Below are 17863 nucleotides of genomic sequence, written 5' to 3'. Positions count from 1 at the left end.
TCAGTAAGTCAGGGTTATGCCCAGCGTTAATTGATAGTCATCACCGATTTCCAGCGCACTACCGGCCTTGAAGTAGCTCAGGCTGGCCAGGGTGTTGAGCTGTACCCGCTTGCCGTCGTAGGCCAGCGGGAACATGCGCCAGTAGTGGTTGATGTCCAGCACCTGGCCCAGATGGGACGAGCCGGTATCGCGCACCACGCCTTCGGTGGTGGTACGCAGGGGCAGCTGCGCCGAACGGTTGCGCAGATGCAGATCGCTGATGCGCAGATCCAGCGCAGTGCGGTCGGTGGGCTGGGTTTCCAGCACGATGCCGTAGAAGGCCAGGTTGCTCAGGTTGACGCTGACCAGGTTGCTGACCAGGCGACTGCTGTAGCTCAGCGGATCGTTGCGCCGGTCGGACTGGATGCGGTTGAGGGTGAAACCGTCGCTGCCGCTGTCGTCCGGGCGATCGGTGATACCACCACTGATGCCCACGCGCGGTGTCCATGGCAGCGTTTCGAAGCGCTTGCCGACATCCGCTACCACGGCCCAGCCAGTCTTGTCGCCGCTGTCGCGCAGGCCATTGTTCTGCGTGGTTTCCTGCCTGCCGTCGAGTGCCGCGACTTCCAGGTGGTAGTCGCTGACCAGCGACGTCAGGTGGCGGGTGTCACCATGCAGGAATACGCCGTAACGCAGGCCGTCGAAGTCCTGGCGATCATCGGGCGAGCTGCCCGAGTAGTCGTCCTCGTGCAGCAGGCGCGCGCCGATCCAGTGATCGGCATGCCAGCGCCAGGCGTACTCGGCCATCAGGTAGCGAATTTTCTTGTCGCGCGGGTCGAGGCGGTTGTCGTCGGAGTTGTAGTAGTAGAACTTCTCGGCGATGGCGACAAAGCCTTTGCCGAAGCTGTCGTTGTAGTCCAGGCGCAGGGCTTCGATGCTGTCGTCCCACCAGATGCCGAAACGATCACTGAAGCGCTGGCGGCCGAAAGTCGCGGAAAAGCGCGGGTCGTCGCCCAGCAGGTTGCGGCGTACATAGAACTCGCGGGCTTCGCTGTAGGCATGGCGCCGGCTCGACAGGTTCTCGTCGTTGCCCTCGTCGCTTTGCAGGGCATTCGGATCGGTGTCGTAGTTGAGCCACAGGCGGCCGAAGGCTTCCCACTTGGCCCAGCGTTGTTCGGGGGAGTACCAGCGGTAGGACGGCTCATAGCGCAGGCTGAAGAAGCTGCGACGGTCTTCGCCCAGACGCGTTTCGTCCGGCCCATAGCCGGTGCGCAGGAACAACTTGTGCGTCAGCAGCGAAGTGACCGGCTCCAGCTCGGGCGAGGCGATGCTGGTTTCTTCTGCGTGCAGCAGACCGAGCGGCAGGCACGCGAGCAGCAGGGCTGCGCGGGCAAAGGAATTGGGAGCGCTCACAGTGTGGATTCCTCGATAAGACGGTTGCCTTCGGCGGCGGCTATGTCGCGCTGTTCAGGCGTGAGCCGGGTGCTGAGCGAGTGCATCAGGTCGGTGGCGCGCTGGTCGCCCAGCTCGTGGGCGGCATAGGCGAAGGCGTAGGCCTTGCCGTTATCGCGGCAGATGGCGCGGCCGTAGGTATAGAGGCGGGCGATGCGTAGCAGGGCGTTCACCGAACCCTGGCGGGCTTCTGCCATGTACAGGGTCAGGGCGCGATCCTGATCGGGCTCGTCCAGCCCGCCCTGGCTGTACAGGTCGCCTTCGAGCAGCTGTGCTTCGGGGTACTGCTCGGCCTGCAGCTCGGTGATCAGGCGTTGGCTCAACTGCGGATCGAGGGTGCGCCACAGCACCATGTGCAGGCTGGCGCGCAGTGCCTTGATGCGCTGCGGGGTGATCGGGTTTTCCCGTTCGGCCATGCTCAGGGTCAGGCTCTCGCCCTGGCGTTGTTCCAGGCGCTGGATCAGGTCCAGCACCGGCTCCGGGCCGTAGCGGTCCGGTGCGGTCATGAGGAAGCTGGCCTTGCTCAGCATGGCCGGACCGAAATCACGCTCGATGGCGTTGTCCAGCCACTGCAGCACTTCGCGGTCGAGCTGTTCGACCAGGCTGGCATGGGTCTTCGCCTTCAGTTCGCGGGCCTGCTTTTCTTCGTCGTTCTGCGCGCGAGTGGTCGGGCGGTTGTTGTTGAAAGTGCTGATCTCGATGTTGCGGATGTTCGCCACCTGCTGGGCGATGCGGTGCACCAGGTCGACCGGCAGCGTGTTCATGCGCGGCGTCAGGCGTTCGGCGAAGGCGCGAAACAGCACGTTGCGCTGCTCGCCAAGAAACTCGTAATAGCGCTGCACGGCGCGCGGGTCGCTTTCCACGGCCAGTTGGAACCACTTCTCGGCTTCGCTTCTTTCACCGTAGCGGGCTGCCGCCACCGCTCGGTACAGCGGCGCGTGGCAGTAGATCAGGCAGGCGCGGTCATAGAGTTCGATCAGGCGGGTAACCTCGTCCTGCGTGAACAGCTCGGGGTAGACCAGGAATACTTCCAGGCGCGTGTCGACGGCGATGAAGTCTCGTCCAGCGGTAAAGCGGCCGAGAGCCTGGCGCATGTATGCGCGATTGGCTTCGCGCCAGCGCGGCTTGTTGTCCACCAGGCGAGCCAGGGGGATCAGCGCGCCGATGTCACCGCGGCCATCGGCAAAGGCCTGCTTGAACAGGTCGATGGCCTGCGTGGTATTCGCCGGGCTGCGGCCGGCCAGCACTTCGCCGAGCAGGCGCGTGGCGCCCAGGTCGCCACGCGCGGCCAGATGGCGCAGGTCTGCTTCGACCTGTGCCTGGCCGTCCTGAAACAGCGCATAACGGACCTGTTCGAGGCTGCGCGCCGCATGCGCCGAGCTGGCGAGCGCCAGCGTCAGGGCAGTTGTGCAAAGAAGGTATCTGACCGGCATGGCGACCTCAGAACGTCCAGCGCAGGGGCAGGCCGAGCTTGAAGTCGACGGCCGTCGGCAATTGATAGGCGCTGCGCGGCAACGCCTGATCAGGCTTGATGGTCAGCTCGACCATCTGCCGTTGGTCGTCGACGCGGCTGGCGATGATTTCGCCGCTGTAGAGGGCGTCGCTACCCAGCACACGCATCTCGACCGCTCGCACGCGCTCGATCTTGTCCATGCGGTCGAAGGGGACGCTGGCCTTGACGTTCAGCGGCTGATCCTGCGGCAGCAGATGCACCAGTTGCTCCTGCTTGTAGGCGAAGCCGTCCATGCGCGGGCGGGGGAAGTACAGGCTGCAGTCGCAGGGACTGGCGATCACCGTCTCGACGGTCACGCGGCCGAGCAGGGCGGCTGCATCCTGCTCGGAAAGGCTGGCCAGGGCGGCGATGTCGGTCGGGCTGGTCAGGCTGCTGGCCAGTTGCGTGGACACGCTGGCCAGCGGTTGGCCGGTGCTCACGCTGGTCTGCTCGGGGCCGATCAGGTACTTGAGGTTGCCGTTCTCCGGCATGCTCACCACGTAGGCGTTGGCGCTGACCACCGCCTGTGCGGCCGGCATCTGGAAGAACAGCAGGTAGCTCTTGTAGAGGATCAGGCTCAGTGCCGCCAGGCCGGCGCCGAGAAATAGCATCGAACCCAGCGCTGCCTTCAGGCGTTCCGTGGGCGTGCGCGAACTGGCCTGTTTGGTCTTGCGCTCCTTGATGTAGTTCTCGCGCTGCATCACGTTGAACAGGCCGTTGATGTCGGCGATGTCGCCGGACATGTAGGCCGAGATGATGTAGCGCAGGATGTCGCGCTTCTGCCGATCCAGTTCGACGAACTCGGCGCCCACTTCATGGCCGCGCTGGGAGACGATCTTCAGCTTGGTGTCGATGTTCAGGTCGACCCTGTTCAGCTTCAGCTTGATCGAGCCCTGGAAGAGGCTGCCGAGCTTCAGCGGCTGCTCGTGGGACAGACCGATGCCGCCCAGGGAGATGTCCAGGATCTCGCATTCCACGCCGTTCAGGCCGTGCCCTTGCAGGCTGATGCGGGCGGGAATCTTGGCGCGGACGAACTGGCGCTCATCGATTGCTTCGTGAACAACATTTGCAGGTAAGACAGTGGTGCTACTCATAGCATTCGCGCCTTTACTTAAGGTTGCGTGAGTTCTAGCAGGACCGAAATGACCCCGAAGAAGATGGCAATGGAGGACAACAACATCGTCTTCGACGTCCATCGATTAAGGGCCGCATCGAAACTGACGCTGCCATTGCTGAGCGTGGTCTTTTGCCGGGTCCAGCTCTGCTGGTCCATGTGGAACATGGTGTAAACCTTCATCACCGAGCCGACGATCTGGTTGTAATACAGAACGAAGGGGTACATCGGATGCACCGGGTGCTTGGCGAAGAAGAACAACAGCGTTACCAGGGTGCGCGACAACAGCACCCAGAACAGGTACAGCAACAGGTACTGGATGCCGAACAGCAGGCCGGCCACCACCGAGGCGCTCAATCCCATCAGGCAGGTCCACATGGACACGCGCTGGTCGTACAGCACGTACATGGTGAACAGGCCCAGACGGTCGAGGCCCAGCAGTCGGGTAGCGCGGAAGTTCTGCCGCAGCGAGTTGCCATACCAGCGGTACATCAGTTGCCGGGTCGCGCGCAGGAAGCTGTTGTCGGGTGGATGCTCCACCGTCAGGGTGTGGCTGTCGGGCACGTAGAAGGTGTCCCAGCCGGCGCGCATCAGGCTGAACCAGGAGGACTTGTCGTCGCCAGTGAGGAACTGGAAGCGCCCCAGCCGCCAGTGATCGAGGAAGTCGGCTTCCACGTCCTTGATGAATTCCGGGTTGGTCATCACGCTGGCGCGGAAGAACGACAGGCGCCCGGTCATGGTCAGCACGCGTTTGCTCAGTGCCATCGAGCACATGTTGATGTGCCGCTGGACGAAGCGCATGGTGTGCCACTCCTGCATCAGCCGGCTGCCTTCCACCTCGCAGAACTCGTTGGTGGTGATGCCGCCGACGCTGGGCAGATAGGCGAACATGCTGACGGCGCGCTCGACGCAGCCGGGCAGCATCATGGTGTCGCCATCGACCACACCGACCACGGCGTTCTCCAGCGGCATCTGCCGGGACAGCGCGCGGAAGGCATGCGCCAGGCCGTCGCGTTTGCCGGTGCCGCGGGCGCGTATGATGATCAGCTTGATGTCGTCGCGGTCGCGGACTTCCTGACGCATGATGTCCTTGATGAAGTTCTCGTCGCCTTTCTCCACGATCGAGGCGATGACGGTGCAGGGCACCGGCATCCGCTGCACTTCCTGAAACACCGACTGGTACACCTTGAAGGTGGTGTGGGTCGGGATGCGGAAGCTGGTCACCACCATGAACATGTGTTCGGGCAGTGCCGCGGCCCCCATGCGTTCGACGGCCTTGCGCATCCGTGGGAAGCGCCAGTGCAGGAAGTACATGCCGCGCAGATAGTGAGTGGCGGCGTTGCCATAACGCCACATGCCCAGCGCGCCGATCAGAAAAATGAATTTCTGATGCGACGGGTCGAGGTAGCTCGGGTCGACCATTTCCGAGGCAAGTGCGAGCAAGGCGATCAGGCATAGCCAACCGCACAGCTTGCCGAAACCGGATGAGGTGTCGACCCCATTGAATAACCTAGGCATGTGACGTGCTTCCTCCAGTGAAGCCGTGTACGAGCGTCAGGCGCGGTGACGCCGAAAGTCGCTAGCTGATCGTGGCGTCGGTGCGGCCGTAGACATCCTCGAAGCGCTCGATGTCGTCCTCGCCCAGGTAGCTGCCGGACTGGACCTCGATGATCTCCAGGGGAATCTTGCCGGGGTTGGCCAGGCGGTGAACGGCGGCGATGGGGATGTAGGTCGACTGGTTCTCCCAGAGCAGGAAGGTCTTGTCGTCACAGGTCACCCGCGCGGTGCCGGAGACCACGATCCAGTGCTCAGCACGATGGTGATGCTTTTGCAGCGACAGGCTGGCGCCTGGCTTGACCACGATGCGTTTGACCTGAAAGCGGTTGCCACTGTCGATGGAGTCGTAGCTGCCCCACGGGCGATAGACCTGGCAATGGTTCTGCGCCTCGGGGCGCCCGTCGCTGGTGAGGGTATTGACCAGTTGCTTGACGTCCTGCACGCGATCCTTGTGGGCGACCATCACGGCGTCCTTGGTCTCCACCACCACCACGTCCTTCAGGCCGACCAAGGTCACCAGCTTGCTCTGGCTGTGAGCCAGGCAGTCCTGGCTGTCGTGGATCACCACGTCGCCAGAGCGGCTGTTGCCCTGGTCGTCCTTGTCCTGGACGTCCCACAGTGCGGACCAGGAACCGACATCGTTCCAGCCTGCCGCGAGCGGTACCACGCAGGCACGATCGGTCTTTTCCATCACCGCGTAGTCGATGGAGTTGTCCGGGCAGCACTCGAAGGCGCTGGGGTCGATACGGATGAACTGCAGGTCGCTCTTGCTGCGGCTGAGCGCCAGTTGGCAGGTGTCGTAGATGTCCTGATCGTGGCGTTGCAGCTCTTCCAGGTAGCGGCTGCAGCGGAACAGGAACATGCCGCTGTTCCAGACGTAGTCGCCCTGCGCCACGAATTCGCTGGCGGTGGCCAGATCGGGTTTCTCGACGAACTGCTCGACTGACAGAACACCACCAGGCAGCCCGGATCGCTCGCCGGTCCTGATATAGCCGTAACCGGTTTCAGGGCGCTCGGCGGGGATGCCGAACAGCACCATCTCGCCCTGTTCGGCAGCCTTGCGAGCCACGCCGAGTGCGCTGTGGAATACCGGCAAGTCTTCGATCACGTGATCGGCCGGCAGAACCAGGAGCAGCTCGTCACGGCCGGCGGCGAGCAAGTGCATGGCGGCGATGGCCACGGCCGGCGCGGTGTTGCGGCCGAACGGCTCGAGCAGAATGGTCTGCGCCTCGTTGCCGACAGCGGCAAGTTGCTCGCTGACGATGAAACGATGTTCCTCGTTACACACCACGATAGGCTTGCTGATGCCCTCGATGGCCAGGCGGCCGAGCGTCTGCTGAAACAGGGTTTCGCTGCCAGTGAGGGCCAGGAACTGCTTGGGATACAGCTTGCGCGAGAGCGGCCAGAGTCTGGAGCCACTGCCGCCGGACAAAATCAGAGGAATCATGCTGTCACTCCTGTAAACATCGATTCGGATCGTATGGGCAGTGAACGGGCGACACGCCATAACCAACCAAGCGGCACCTGACCGGTGCCGCCTCTGTTCTTGTTAGCTGTCTGCTACCAGCAGATACCTTCCTTGTTGGCTTGGGTGGCATGCGCCATGAACCCCACGAGATCGACGATCTGTTTGTCGTCGCCGACGCTGTTCATGACCTCGGCGAAGCGCTGTTCGCCATTGCCGATGATCAGCACGTCGGATTGCGCGACCACCTCATCGAGCTCCTTGCACAGCAGCGAGGAAACGTGGGGGATCTTCGATTCGATGTATTCCTTGTTCGCACCGAAAACCCGGGCGTACTCGACGTTGCTGTCGTAGATGCGCAGTTCGTAGCCTTTGCCGATCAGCATTTCAGCCAGTTCGACCAGGGGGCTTTCGCGCAGGTCGTCGGTACCGGCCTTGAAGCTCAGGCCCAGCAGGCCGATGCGGCGCTTGTCATAGTGGGTGACGATGTCGAAGGCCTTCTTCACCTGGGCGGCGTTGCTGCGCATCAGCGAGCCGATCAGCGGCGTTTCCACGTCCAGGCTGCCGGCGCGGTAGGAGAGGGCGCGCACATCCTTGGGCAGGCACGAGCCGCCGAAGGCGAAGCCGGGCTTCATGTAGTACTTGGATAGGTTGAGCTTGTGATCCTGGCAGACCACATCCATCACCTCGCGGCCGTCGACGCCGGCGGCCTTGGCGATGTTGCCGATCTCGTTGGCGAAGGTGACCTTGGCCGCGTGCCAGACGTTGCAGGTGTACTTGATCATCTCCGCCACTTCGATGGACTTGCGGATGATCGGGGCGTCCAGCTCGCTGTACAGCTCTTGCAGAAGATCGCCAGACTGTTCGTCCAGTTCTCCGATCACGGTCATGGCCGGGAAGTCGTAATCCTTGATCGCCGTGCTTTCACGCAGGAATTCCGGGTTGGTGGCCACGCCGAAATCGACACCGGCTTTCTTGCCGGACGCTGCTTCGATCAGGGGGATCACCACGTTCTTTACCGTGCCCGGCAGGACCGTACTGCGTACGACCACGGTGTGGCGTTCCTGCTTGTCGCGCAGGGCGGTACCGATCTGCTTGCACACCGATTCCATGTAGCCGAGATCGAGGTCGCCATTGCGCTTGCTCGGCGTGCCCACGGCAATGAAGGACAGTTCGCTGGCCAGCACTGCGGCACCCACATCGGTGGTGCCACGCAGCAGGCCGGAGTTGACGCCGGCTTCGAGCAGTTCGGCGAGGCCGGGTTCGACGATGGGGGACTTGCCTTGATTGATCAGGTCGATCTTGGTTTGCGAGACGTCGACGCCGATGACCTCATGGCCGCGAGCCGACAAGCAACCGGCGCATACGGCGCCTACATAACCCAATCCAAAGATGCTGATTCTCATAGGTCCCTCTCTCATATAAATGAGTTAGCCGGTTTGAATTGGCCAACATCCGTGTTCATTAAGTACGCCACTAAGATTGCGTAATGGTGACTGCAATCGAATAGGGGGTGCTCGAATTGGCGCGGATACTAAGTTGGCTGTTTTGGCATTTCAAGCAAAACCTGAACCAAAAGTTTTGAAATGTTTTTTATTGTCAGTGTTTAATTTTTTTATCAATAAAAACAAATACTTATATTTGCTGTTTTTTTGGGCGCCAAAAAAAAGTTGCAGCTTTTTAGTGTGTTATTTTTATGGCGCCATAAAAACATTATCTTTTGTGCTTAGTTGTATGGCGCTGCAGTAAGGTTCTGCTCGGAAGTTGTGCATGAGTGCGCTGTGCCGTGTTCGACGCTGGGAGCGGGAGTGCTGATTAGCCGTCATGCGAATAGACAGGGGGATTTCGAAGGGCGACAGCTTGCGTTGGAGAGCTGCTCCGCTCTGTGAGTCATGCCACGTAATTGAGGCTTGGCACAGTGCCACTGCCTGAACTACTCTCCGGTCACCGGGCTAACGAAGTGGCCAACAGGCAGGATGCCGACCCCATACACTTCGTTAGCTCGGTGTTCATTGCTTGCGCTGGCCTATGCGAAGCGAGCGGAAAAGACAAAGCCCTCCGAGAGAGGGCTTTGTCGTTTCTGCAAGACGCCTTGCGCGTCTGCTGCCTATTAAGAGCATCCCTGCCGTCTTTCCATTCCCGCCCTAAGCATCGTTGCTGGTTAGCCTAGGCGATATCTGGCGTTTTGCCATGTATTCCAGGGCGGTTAGGCGTCAGCTGGTGCGCTGCACCTGCGCCTTGTCGGGTTTGGCGGCGATCAGGTGTTCCGGCAGGTCGAGCAGGTCGGTGTCGTAGGTCTCCAGCGGTGGCGGGCGGCGCTCGAAGCGGGCACCGAGTACCAGCAGGCAAGGTGTGAGCAGCAGCGTCAGCACGGTGGCGAAGGCCAGGCCGCCGGCGATGGCGCTGGACAGTTGCGTCCACCACTGCGTCGAGGGCGCGCCGAAACCAAGGCTCGGGGTGAGCAGGTCGACGTTGATGCTGAGCACCATGGGCATCAGGCCGAGGATGGTGGTCACTGCAGTGAGCAGCACCGGACGCAGGCGCAGGCTGCCGGTTTCCAGCGCTGCTTCGCGCGGCTCCAGGCCCTGGCGGCGCAACTGGTTGTAGGTGTCGATCAGGATGATGTTGTTGTTCACCACGATGCCGGCCAGGGCGATCAGGCCCATGCCGACCATGACGATGCCGAACGACTGACCATTGATCAGCAAGCCCATCAACACGCCAGCGGTGGACAGGACGATGGCCGATAACACCAGCGCCGCCTGGTAGAGGCTGTTGAACTGGGTCACCAGAATGATCGCCATGAGGAAGATGGCGACGACGAAGGCGGTCATCAGGAAGGTGGCCGCCTCGCGCTGGTCGGCATCCTCGCCGGCGAACTTCACCTTGACCTCGGCCGGTACATCGCCGAGCGCTTCGCGCAATGCCTTGAGGCGTTCGTCCAGGCGCGCACCTTCGGCCAGGTCGGCCTGCAGGGTGATGGTGCGGTCGCCATCGACGCGGCGCAGGGTGCCGACCTTGGGCGCAGGCTGCAGGTCGACGAAGTTGCTCAGCGGTACCTGGCCGGCCGTTGTATTGAGGGTCAGGCGGCCGAGTTGGTCGAGCGAGCGCCAGTTGCCGGGCAGGCGTACGCGGATGTCCACTTCGTCGGTGGCATCTTCGGGACGGTAGGTCGCCAGTTTCAGGCCGTTGGTGATCATCTGCACGGCGTTGCCGACGCTGAGTACGTCCGCGCCGAAGCGCGCAGCGGCCTCGCGGTCGACCTTGATTCGCCATTCGATGCCGGGCAGCGCACGGTCATCTTCGATATCGGCGAAGCCGCCGAGCTTCTGCATTTCCCCGCGGATACGCTCGACCCACTGCTCGCCCAGTGCCGGGTCCAGCGAGCTGATCTGCAGCTTCACCGGCTTGCCGTCGGTGGGACCCTGTTCCTGCTTGCGGAACTCCAGCACCACGCCGGGAATACCGGCGGTGCGCTGGCTCATTTCGGCGAGGATGTCCTTGGCCGGGCGGCGCTGATGCCAGTCGACGAACTGGAACTGCAGGGTGCCGATCACGTCGGCACCGAGTTGGCCGTCCGGCTGCGCCAGGGAGCGCGCATACAGTGCCTTGACCTCGCGCATGCCCAGCACCTGGTTTTCCACTTGTTTGAGCAGGGCGTCTTTCTCCTGCACCGACAGGTCGCCACGTGCACGCAGCCAGATCTGTGCACTTTCCGGTTCGACGTCAGGGAAGAACTCCACGCCATGGTTGAAGCGGCCGTAGCCGACATAGATCAGCGCGATCAGCGCGAGCATGCCGAGCAGGGTCAGGCCGGGGCGCTTGAGCAGCTTTTCCAGCAGGCGGCGATAGGCACTGCCCGCGCGGCTTGCGCTCTGTGCCTGCGGCCGTGCCTGGCCGCCGGTGACGGCGCCGAGCACTGGCAGAAACACCAGGGCCATGGCCAGCGATGCCAGCAGGCAGAGAATCACCGTGGCCGGCAGGTACTTCATGAACTGACCGACCACGCCCGGCCAGAACAGCAGCGGCAGGAACACCACCAGGGTGGTGGCGGTTGAGGCGATCACCGGCCAGGCCATCCGCGTGGCGGCATTGGCCCAGGCCTGACGAGGCGTCTGGCCCTGGTGCAGGTAGCGGTCGGCCAGCTCGGAGACGACGATGGCGCCATCCACCAGCATGCCGGCCACCAGGATCAGGCTGAACAGCACGACGATATTGAGGGTGAAGCCGAGCATCCAGATCAGCAGGATGCCGCTGAGGAAGGCTCCGGGAATGGTCAGGCCGACCAGCAGCGCCGAACGCATGCCCATGCTCGCCACCACCAGGATCAGTACCAGGACGATGGCGGTGAGCACGTTGTTGAGCAGGTCGCCGAGCATGCTCTGCACTTCCTGCGACTGATCCATGATGTAGCTGACTTCAACGCCCGGCGGCAGCAGGGGTTTGGCCTGCTCCATCAATGCCTTGACCTGGTCGATGGTCTCGATGATGTTGGCGCCGCTGCGCTTGGCCACTTCCAGCACGATGGCCGGCTGGCCGTTGATGCGGGCGAAGCCGGTGGGGTCCTTGAAGGTGCGGCGAATGGTGGCGACATCGGCGAAGGTGACCACGCTGTCGCCGACTACCTTGATCGGCATGCGCATCACGTCTTCGAGGTCTTCGATGACACCGGGCACCTTCATGCTCATGCGGCCTGCGCCGGTATCCAGGCTGCCGGCGGCGACCAGGCGGTTGTTGCGGCTGACCAGGTTGAACAGCTCGTTGTAGTCGATGCCGTAGCTGTCGAGCACCTGGGGGTCGACGACGATTTCCAGCAGGTCCTCGCGGTCGCCGCCGATCTCCACCGACAGCACTTCGGCGATACCCTCGATGTTCTCCTTCAGGCGCCGGGCGATGTACACCAGCTCGGTTTCGGCAATCGGCCCGGACAGCCCCACCGACAGCACCGGGAACAGCGCCACGTTGACTTCGGTGACGGTTGGCTCGTCGGCTTCTTCTGGTAGCTTGCTGCGCGCGGTATCGACCTTCTCGCGCACATCGGCCAGCGCCACCTTGGCGTCGAAGCCGGCGTCGAACTCCAGGGTCACCGAGGCGTGCCCTTCGCTGGATACCGAGCGCATTTCCTTGACGCCCTCGAGACTGCGCAGCTCCTGCTCCAGTGGACGCACCAGCAGGCGTTCGCCGTCTTCCGGGCTGATGCCTTCGAGGGTCACCGAAACGTAGATGATGGGAATGACCACGTCCGGGTTGGATTCCTTGGGCATGGCGATGTAGGCCACCAGCCCGCCGCAGAGCAGGAACAGCAGGACCAGGATGGTGGTACGGCTACGGTCGAGTGCGGCAGCGATCAAGGCGTGCATCTCAACTGCCCTCGGCCGCGAGTTGCGTGCGTACCTGCTGACCGGGCTGGACGAAGCCCTGGCCGAGGGTGATCAACGCCACCTTCGGCGGCAGGCCGCTGACCCAGGCGCCCTGGTTGTCGACGCTGATCAGTTGCACTGGGGTGAACTCCACGCGCTGCGCCTCGTTGACCCACTTGACGCCGTGGCGGCCGGTTTCATCCAGGCTGAGCAGGGCAGGGGACAGGCGATGGGCCATGGCTTCGCCGGTCTGGATGTGCAGGGTGGCGCTGGCGCCGGCCAGGCGCAGGCTGTCTGGGTTGTCCACCTTGACCTCGATGCGGAAGCTGCGCGAGCCGGGGTCGGCAGCTGCGGCGATAAAGTGCAGTTCGCCTTGCAGTGTACGGCCATCGAGCAGTTCCACTTTTACCGGTTGGCCCAGTTCCAGCTGGGTGACCTGCTGCTGGGCAATCTGTGCGCTGACCTTGAGGCGGTCGATATCCACCAGGGTCAGCAGACTCTGGCCGGGCTGGACGAAATCGCCCAGCTCGACCATGCGCTGGTCATAGATACCGGCAAATGGCGCCGTGATCCTGGTGTTGCGCTGCTGCAGGCGGGCGCTGTCGAGTTCGGCGCGAGCCTTGGCCAGTTCGCTTTCCAGGCGCATCAGCTCGTTGGCCGAAACCAGGCTGCGTTCGCGCAGGCGCTTGGCGGCGGTGACGTCGCTCTGACGCTGGCGCACATCGGCTTCGCTGCGCGCGACCTGGGCCGGGCGGTCGTCTGGCGAAATGCTCAGCAGCAATTGATCGGCCGCGACGCGGCTGCCCTTGTCCTGATCCAGGTTCTGCACGCTGCCGCTGACCTGGGCGCGCAGTTCCACTCGGCGCCAGGCTTCGATCTGCCCTTGCACCACATGCTCGCGCTGCATGGGTTGCGCTTGCAGCCATTGAATTTCGACGCGCGCCAGATCGTTGCTGGTGGCGGGTTGGTCGGGCTCGACATCGTCGCGCGCGACGAAACGCTCGCCGCTGAACAGCCAGGCCAGCAGCAGAACTGCGATGACGATGGCGATGATCCAGGGACGCTTGCTGAGTTGGGCGAACATGTGGGTTTACTCGCTGAGTGCAGGCGCTGCGTGCAGCGCGGCGGCCTGGCCTTGCAGGCCGGCAATGATGAAATCGGTGACGCGCTGGAAATAGGCCTCCAGTTCGATGGGTTCGGCCCAGTGGGCGAAGCCGCCGGAGGCGATGCGTGCCATCACGCCATTGACGCAAGCCTCCACGCCCCACAGCAGGTGCTGGCAATCCGTGGGGGAGAGTTTCAGTTCGCCGAAGCTGCCCTGCAGCAGTTGGTTGAACAGGGCCATGTACTGACCTTCGAGTTCGAGGAACTGCTCACGGTAGGGCGCGTCCAGGCGTTCCTGGAAGGCGGGGCGGTCGCACAGCAGGCAGAGTTGGGCTTGCAGTGGGTCGGCCAGCAGTTGTTCGAAGGCGCGACGAATCACACGGCGCATGGCCTCGCGAGGCGGAGCCCGGTTCGCGGTCTCATGCAGTTCGCTCAGGTGCTGGCGCGAGCAGTCCAGCACCAGGCGCGCGTAGAGCGCCTCCTTGCTGGAAAAGTGCTTGTACACCGTGCCCTTGCCAATGCCGGCGTGACGGGCCACCTCGGCGATGGTGACGCGATCCCAGGATTGCTCCTGAAACAGTTGGCGAGCGGATTGCAGCAGGGCATTTTCCCGCTGCTGGAAAAGTTGATCCTGGTAGCGCATGACGGTTCCGGGTTTCGTGACCGGTGGTCATGCTATGACTGTTGGTCACGCTGCGGCAATGCGGGAGTTGTAACAAGGCAATTGGTGTGGGTGTGAGTTCGCCGTGGCGTTGGCGATTGGAGATATGGTCGTAGGGTGCGCCGTGCGCACCAGGGCCGGCGGTGGTGGATTGTTGGGGCGCACGGCGCACCCTGCGTGCGGCCGTCAGCGTGCCACGCTGACGCCTTCGAGGCTGGCGAAGGAGGTGTCCTTGGCGGTGAGCAGGAAGTCACGCATGAAAGGCGCGTCGAGCATGTCGGTGCGGATCGCCGCGTAGAGCGTGGCGAACAGCCCTTTTTCGCCCAGGCGCTTGGCGCTGACGTAACCGCGCGAGCTGTACTCGTGCAGTGCCCAGTTGGGCAGGCCGCATACGCCACGACCGCTGGCCACCAGTTGCATCATCATCACCGTCAACTCGGAGGTGCGCACCTGGGCTGGCTCGATATCGTTGGGTTCGAGAAAGCGCGTGAAGATGTCCAGGCGATCGCGTTCCACCGGGTAGGTGATCAGGGTTTCCGTGGCCAGATCCTGTGGCTGGATGCAGGCCTTGTGCGCCAGACGGTGCTGGTTGGCCACGGCGAGCATGGCCTCGTAGGTGAACAGTGGCACATAGGTGATACCGGCCAGCTCGATGGGGTCTGACGTCACCACCAGGTCCAGGTCGCCTCGGGCCAGGGCGGGCAGCGGGGCGAAGGAGAAGCCCGAGGCCAGGTCCAGCTCCACTTCCGGCCAGGCATCGCGGAACTGATCGATGGTCGGCATCAGCCACTGGAAGCAGCTGTGGCATTCGATGGCCATGTGCAGGCGACCGGCCGTGCCACCGGCCAGGCGCGCCAGATCGCGTTCGGCGCCGCGCAGCAGGGGCAGGGTGGCATCGGCCAGTTGCAGCAGGCGCAGGCCGGCGCTGGTGAAGCGCACCGGCTTGGTCTTGCGCACGAACAGCTGCAGGCCGAGGCGTTCTTCCAGTTCCTTGAACTGGTGCGACAGCGCCGACTGGGTCAGGTGCAGGCGCTCGGCGGCCTCCACCAGGCTGTCGGTTTCGCGCAGGGCGTGCAGGGTTTTCAGGTGGCGTAGCTCGAGCATGGCGGGTCTCTGCGAGGAATTCATTCATCCAATGCCGTGGCCGGATGAAAATCGTTCATACAGCCTACATGAGTAAATCTATAGATCAAGGCGAAAATCTTGAGTTTGTCTCACTCGGCATCGATGCCGAGAATGGCGCCATCTCGATTGATTCTGGAGTTTCACGACATGGCCCTGTCCCATTCCCTCGGTTTCCCGCGTATTGGTCGCGACCGCGAACTGAAAAAAGCCCTCGAAGCCCACTGGAAAGGTGAGTTGGACGAAGCCGGCCTGCGCACCGTTGGCCAGCGCCTGCGCGCCGAACACTGGCAACTGCAGAAGGATGCGGGCATCGACCTGCTGCCGGTGGGCGACTTCGCCTGGTACGACCAGGTGCTCGCTCATTCCCTGGCCTTCGGTGTGATTCCCGAGCGTTTTCGCCCGGCCGATGGCAAGCCGACGCTGGATACCCTGTTCGCCATGGCCCGTGGGGCCGTTGCAAGCAAGAGCGGTGGCACTTGTTGCGGAGGTGCCCACGCCCAGGAAATGACCAAGTGGTTCGATACCAACTACCACTACCTGGTGCCGGAATTCAGCGCGGACCAGCAGTTCGCCCTGAGCTGGGAGCAGTTGTTCGAGGAGGTGGATGAAGCGCATGCCCTCGGGCACAGCGTCAAGCCCGTGCTGATCGGTCCGCTGACTTATCTATGGCTGGGCAAGGCCAAGGGGGGCGACTTTGACAAGCTTGAGTTGCTTGAAAGCCTGCTGCCGGTCTATGGCGAGATCTTCCAGCGCCTGGCTGCGCAGGGCGTTGAGTGGGTGCAGATCGACGAGCCGATTCTGGTGCTCGATCTCCCGCAGGAGTGGAAGAACGCCTTCGAGCGCGCCTACAACCTGATCCAGCGCGAACCCTGCAAGAAGCTGATCGCCACCTATTTCGGCGGCCTGGAAGATAACTTGGGCCTGGCCGCCAACCTGCCGGTCGATGGTCTGCATATCGATCTGGTGCGTGCGCCGGAGCAGTACCCGACCATCCTCGACCGCTTGCCCGCCTATAAAGTGTTGTCGCTGGGTGTGGTCAACGGGCGCAACGTCTGGCGTTGCGATCTGCAGAAGGTGCTCGAGGTGCTGCGTCACGCTCACGAACGCCTGGGCGAACGGCTGTGGGTGGCGCCATCCTGTTCGCTGCTGCACAGCCCGGTGGATCTGGCCCGTGAGGACAAACTCGATGCCGAGCTGAAAGGCTGGCTGGCCTTCGCCGTGCAGAAATGCCAGGAGGTCGCGTTGCTCGGTAAGGCCCTGGAGGCGCCGGAAGATGCCTCTGTGCAAGCCGCCTTGCAAGCGAGCCGCGCAGTGCAGGCCGCTCGTGCAGCTTCAAAACGTATTCACAAGCCCGAGGTGCAGGCGCGCCTGGCAGCGACCCGTCCGCGTCATGCCCAGCGCCAGTCGCCATTCGCCGAGCGCATCGAGCAGCAGCGTGAGTGCCTGCAACTGCCGTTGCTGCCGACCACCACAATCGGCTCATTCCCGCAGACCTCGGCGATTCGCTTGGCGCGGCAATCGTTCAGGCAGGGCAAGCTTAGCGCTGCCGAGTACACCGAGGCCATGCACAGCGAAATTCGCCATGCGGTGCAGGTGCAGGAGCGCCTGGGCCTGGACGTGCTGGTGCATGGCGAGGCCGAGCGCAACGACATGGTCGAGTACTTCGCCGAGCAACTCGACGGCTACGCCTTCACCCGCTTCGGCTGGGTGCAGAGCTATGGTTCGCGCTGCGTCAAACCGGCGGTGATCGTCGGTGACCTGAGTCGGCCCAAGGCCATGACCGTGGAGTGGATCACCTACGCGCAGGGCCTGACCGACAAGGTGATGAAGGGCATGCTGACCGGCCCGGTGACCATGCTGATGTGGTCGTTTCCGCGCGAGGATGTTTCCCGTGAAGTGCAGGCCAGGCAACTGGCGCTGGCGATTCGTGACGAGGTGGTAGACCTGGAAGCGGCCGGCATCAAGATCATCCAGATCGACGAAGCCGCGTTCCGCGAAGGGCTGCCGCTGCGCCAGGCCGCCTGGCAGCATTACCTGAACTGGGCCACCGAGGCCTTCCGCCTGACCGCCAGCGGCGTGCGTGACGAAACGCAGATCCACACCCACATGTGCTACAGCGAGTTCAACGATGTGATCGAGTCCATCGCTGCTATGGATGCCGACGTGATCACCATCGAAACCTCGCGTTCGGACATGGAGTTGCTGGAGGCCTTCGAGAAATTCGCCTACCCGAACGAAATCGGCCCGGGCGTCTACGACATCCACTCGCCGCGCGTGCCCGACAGCGCCGAGATGGCCGGGCTGTTGCGCAAGGCGGCACGGCGTATCCCGCTCGAACGGCTGTGGATCAACCCCGATTGCGGCCTGAAAACCCGTGCCTGGCCGGAAACCGAGGCCGCGCTGGTGAACATGGTGGCCGCAGCCAGGCAGTTGCGCGCCGAGCTGGCCTGATTCCCGCCAGTCGCGGTTGAACCCCCTCCCACGGTTAAGTAGGAGGGGCGTTCGCGACGCTCTGGGCTGGGCTTCTGGTCACCTGCAAAGCAACCGTTCGTCC

The 17863-nt window shown here is 63.1% G+C and carries 11 protein-coding genes; 1 reads left to right on the top strand and 10 read right to left on the bottom strand.

All coding sequences use genetic code 11. The features are described from left to right. From INS93_RS11340 to metR, 10 genes are all read right to left on the bottom strand, one after another. Complete coding sequence (locus INS93_RS11340; protein WP_192981899.1) at positions 1–1392, bottom strand: alginate export family protein; 1392 nt, start codon at positions 1390–1392, stop codon at positions 1–3. Then, positions 1389–2864, bottom strand: coding sequence for a sel1 repeat family protein (locus tag INS93_RS11335; protein WP_192981897.1), 1476 nt, complete (start codon positions 2862–2864; stop codon positions 1389–1391). The genes INS93_RS11340 and INS93_RS11335 overlap by 4 nt, the downstream gene beginning before the upstream one ends. 7 nt (positions 2865–2871) lie before the next feature. Continuing rightward, positions 2872–4017, bottom strand: coding sequence for a PilZ domain-containing protein (locus INS93_RS11330; protein WP_192981895.1), 1146 nt, complete (start codon positions 4015–4017; stop codon positions 2872–2874). 17 nt (positions 4018–4034) lie between these two features. Continuing rightward, positions 4035–5555 (bottom strand): glycosyltransferase, encoded by a 1521-nt coding sequence (locus INS93_RS11325; protein WP_192981893.1) that lies wholly within the window; start codon positions 5553–5555, stop codon positions 4035–4037. A 61-nt stretch (positions 5556–5616) separates the two neighbouring features. After that, positions 5617–7041, bottom strand: coding sequence for a mannose-1-phosphate guanylyltransferase/mannose-6-phosphate isomerase (locus INS93_RS11320; protein WP_192981890.1), 1425 nt, complete (start codon positions 7039–7041; stop codon positions 5617–5619). 113 nt (positions 7042–7154) lie between these two features. Then, on the bottom strand, positions 7155–8465 hold the full coding sequence (gene algD, locus INS93_RS11315; protein ID WP_192981887.1) for a GDP-mannose 6-dehydrogenase: 1311 nt from the start codon (positions 8463–8465) through the stop codon (positions 7155–7157). 807 nt (positions 8466–9272) lie between these two features. Next, entirely contained in the window at positions 9273–12419 is a 3147-nt protein-coding gene (locus tag INS93_RS11310) for an efflux RND transporter permease subunit (RefSeq protein WP_192981884.1), read from the bottom strand. A gap of 1 nt (position 12420) precedes the next feature. Further along, positions 12421–13503 (bottom strand): efflux RND transporter periplasmic adaptor subunit, encoded by a 1083-nt coding sequence (locus tag INS93_RS11305; RefSeq protein WP_192981881.1) that lies wholly within the window; start codon positions 13501–13503, stop codon positions 12421–12423. 6 nt (positions 13504–13509) lie between these two features. After that, the gene (locus INS93_RS11300; protein ID WP_192981878.1) at positions 13510–14166 is read right to left on the bottom strand and encodes a TetR/AcrR family transcriptional regulator; all 657 of its coding nucleotides are present in this window, start codon (positions 14164–14166) and stop codon (positions 13510–13512) included. A 204-nt stretch (positions 14167–14370) separates the two neighbouring features. Continuing rightward, complete coding sequence (gene metR / locus INS93_RS11295) at positions 14371–15288, bottom strand: transcriptional regulator MetR (RefSeq protein ID WP_125834287.1); 918 nt, start codon at positions 15286–15288, stop codon at positions 14371–14373. Between the two features lie 168 nt (positions 15289–15456). Between metR and metE the strand changes: the two genes are divergently transcribed. Further along, positions 15457–17760 carry a 5-methyltetrahydropteroyltriglutamate--homocysteine S-methyltransferase gene (gene metE, locus INS93_RS11290; RefSeq protein WP_192981875.1) on the top strand — a complete coding sequence of 768 codons (2304 nt, stop codon included), beginning with the start codon at positions 15457–15459 and terminating at the stop codon, positions 17758–17760. Positions 17761–17863: the final 103 nt, after the last annotated feature.

This window comes from Pseudomonas sp. EggHat1, assembly GCF_014892995.1.
Taxonomy (GTDB): Bacteria; Pseudomonadota; Gammaproteobacteria; order Pseudomonadales; family Pseudomonadaceae; genus Aquipseudomonas; species Aquipseudomonas chaetocerotis.
This window is presented reverse-complemented; position numbering and strand designations above follow the sequence as displayed.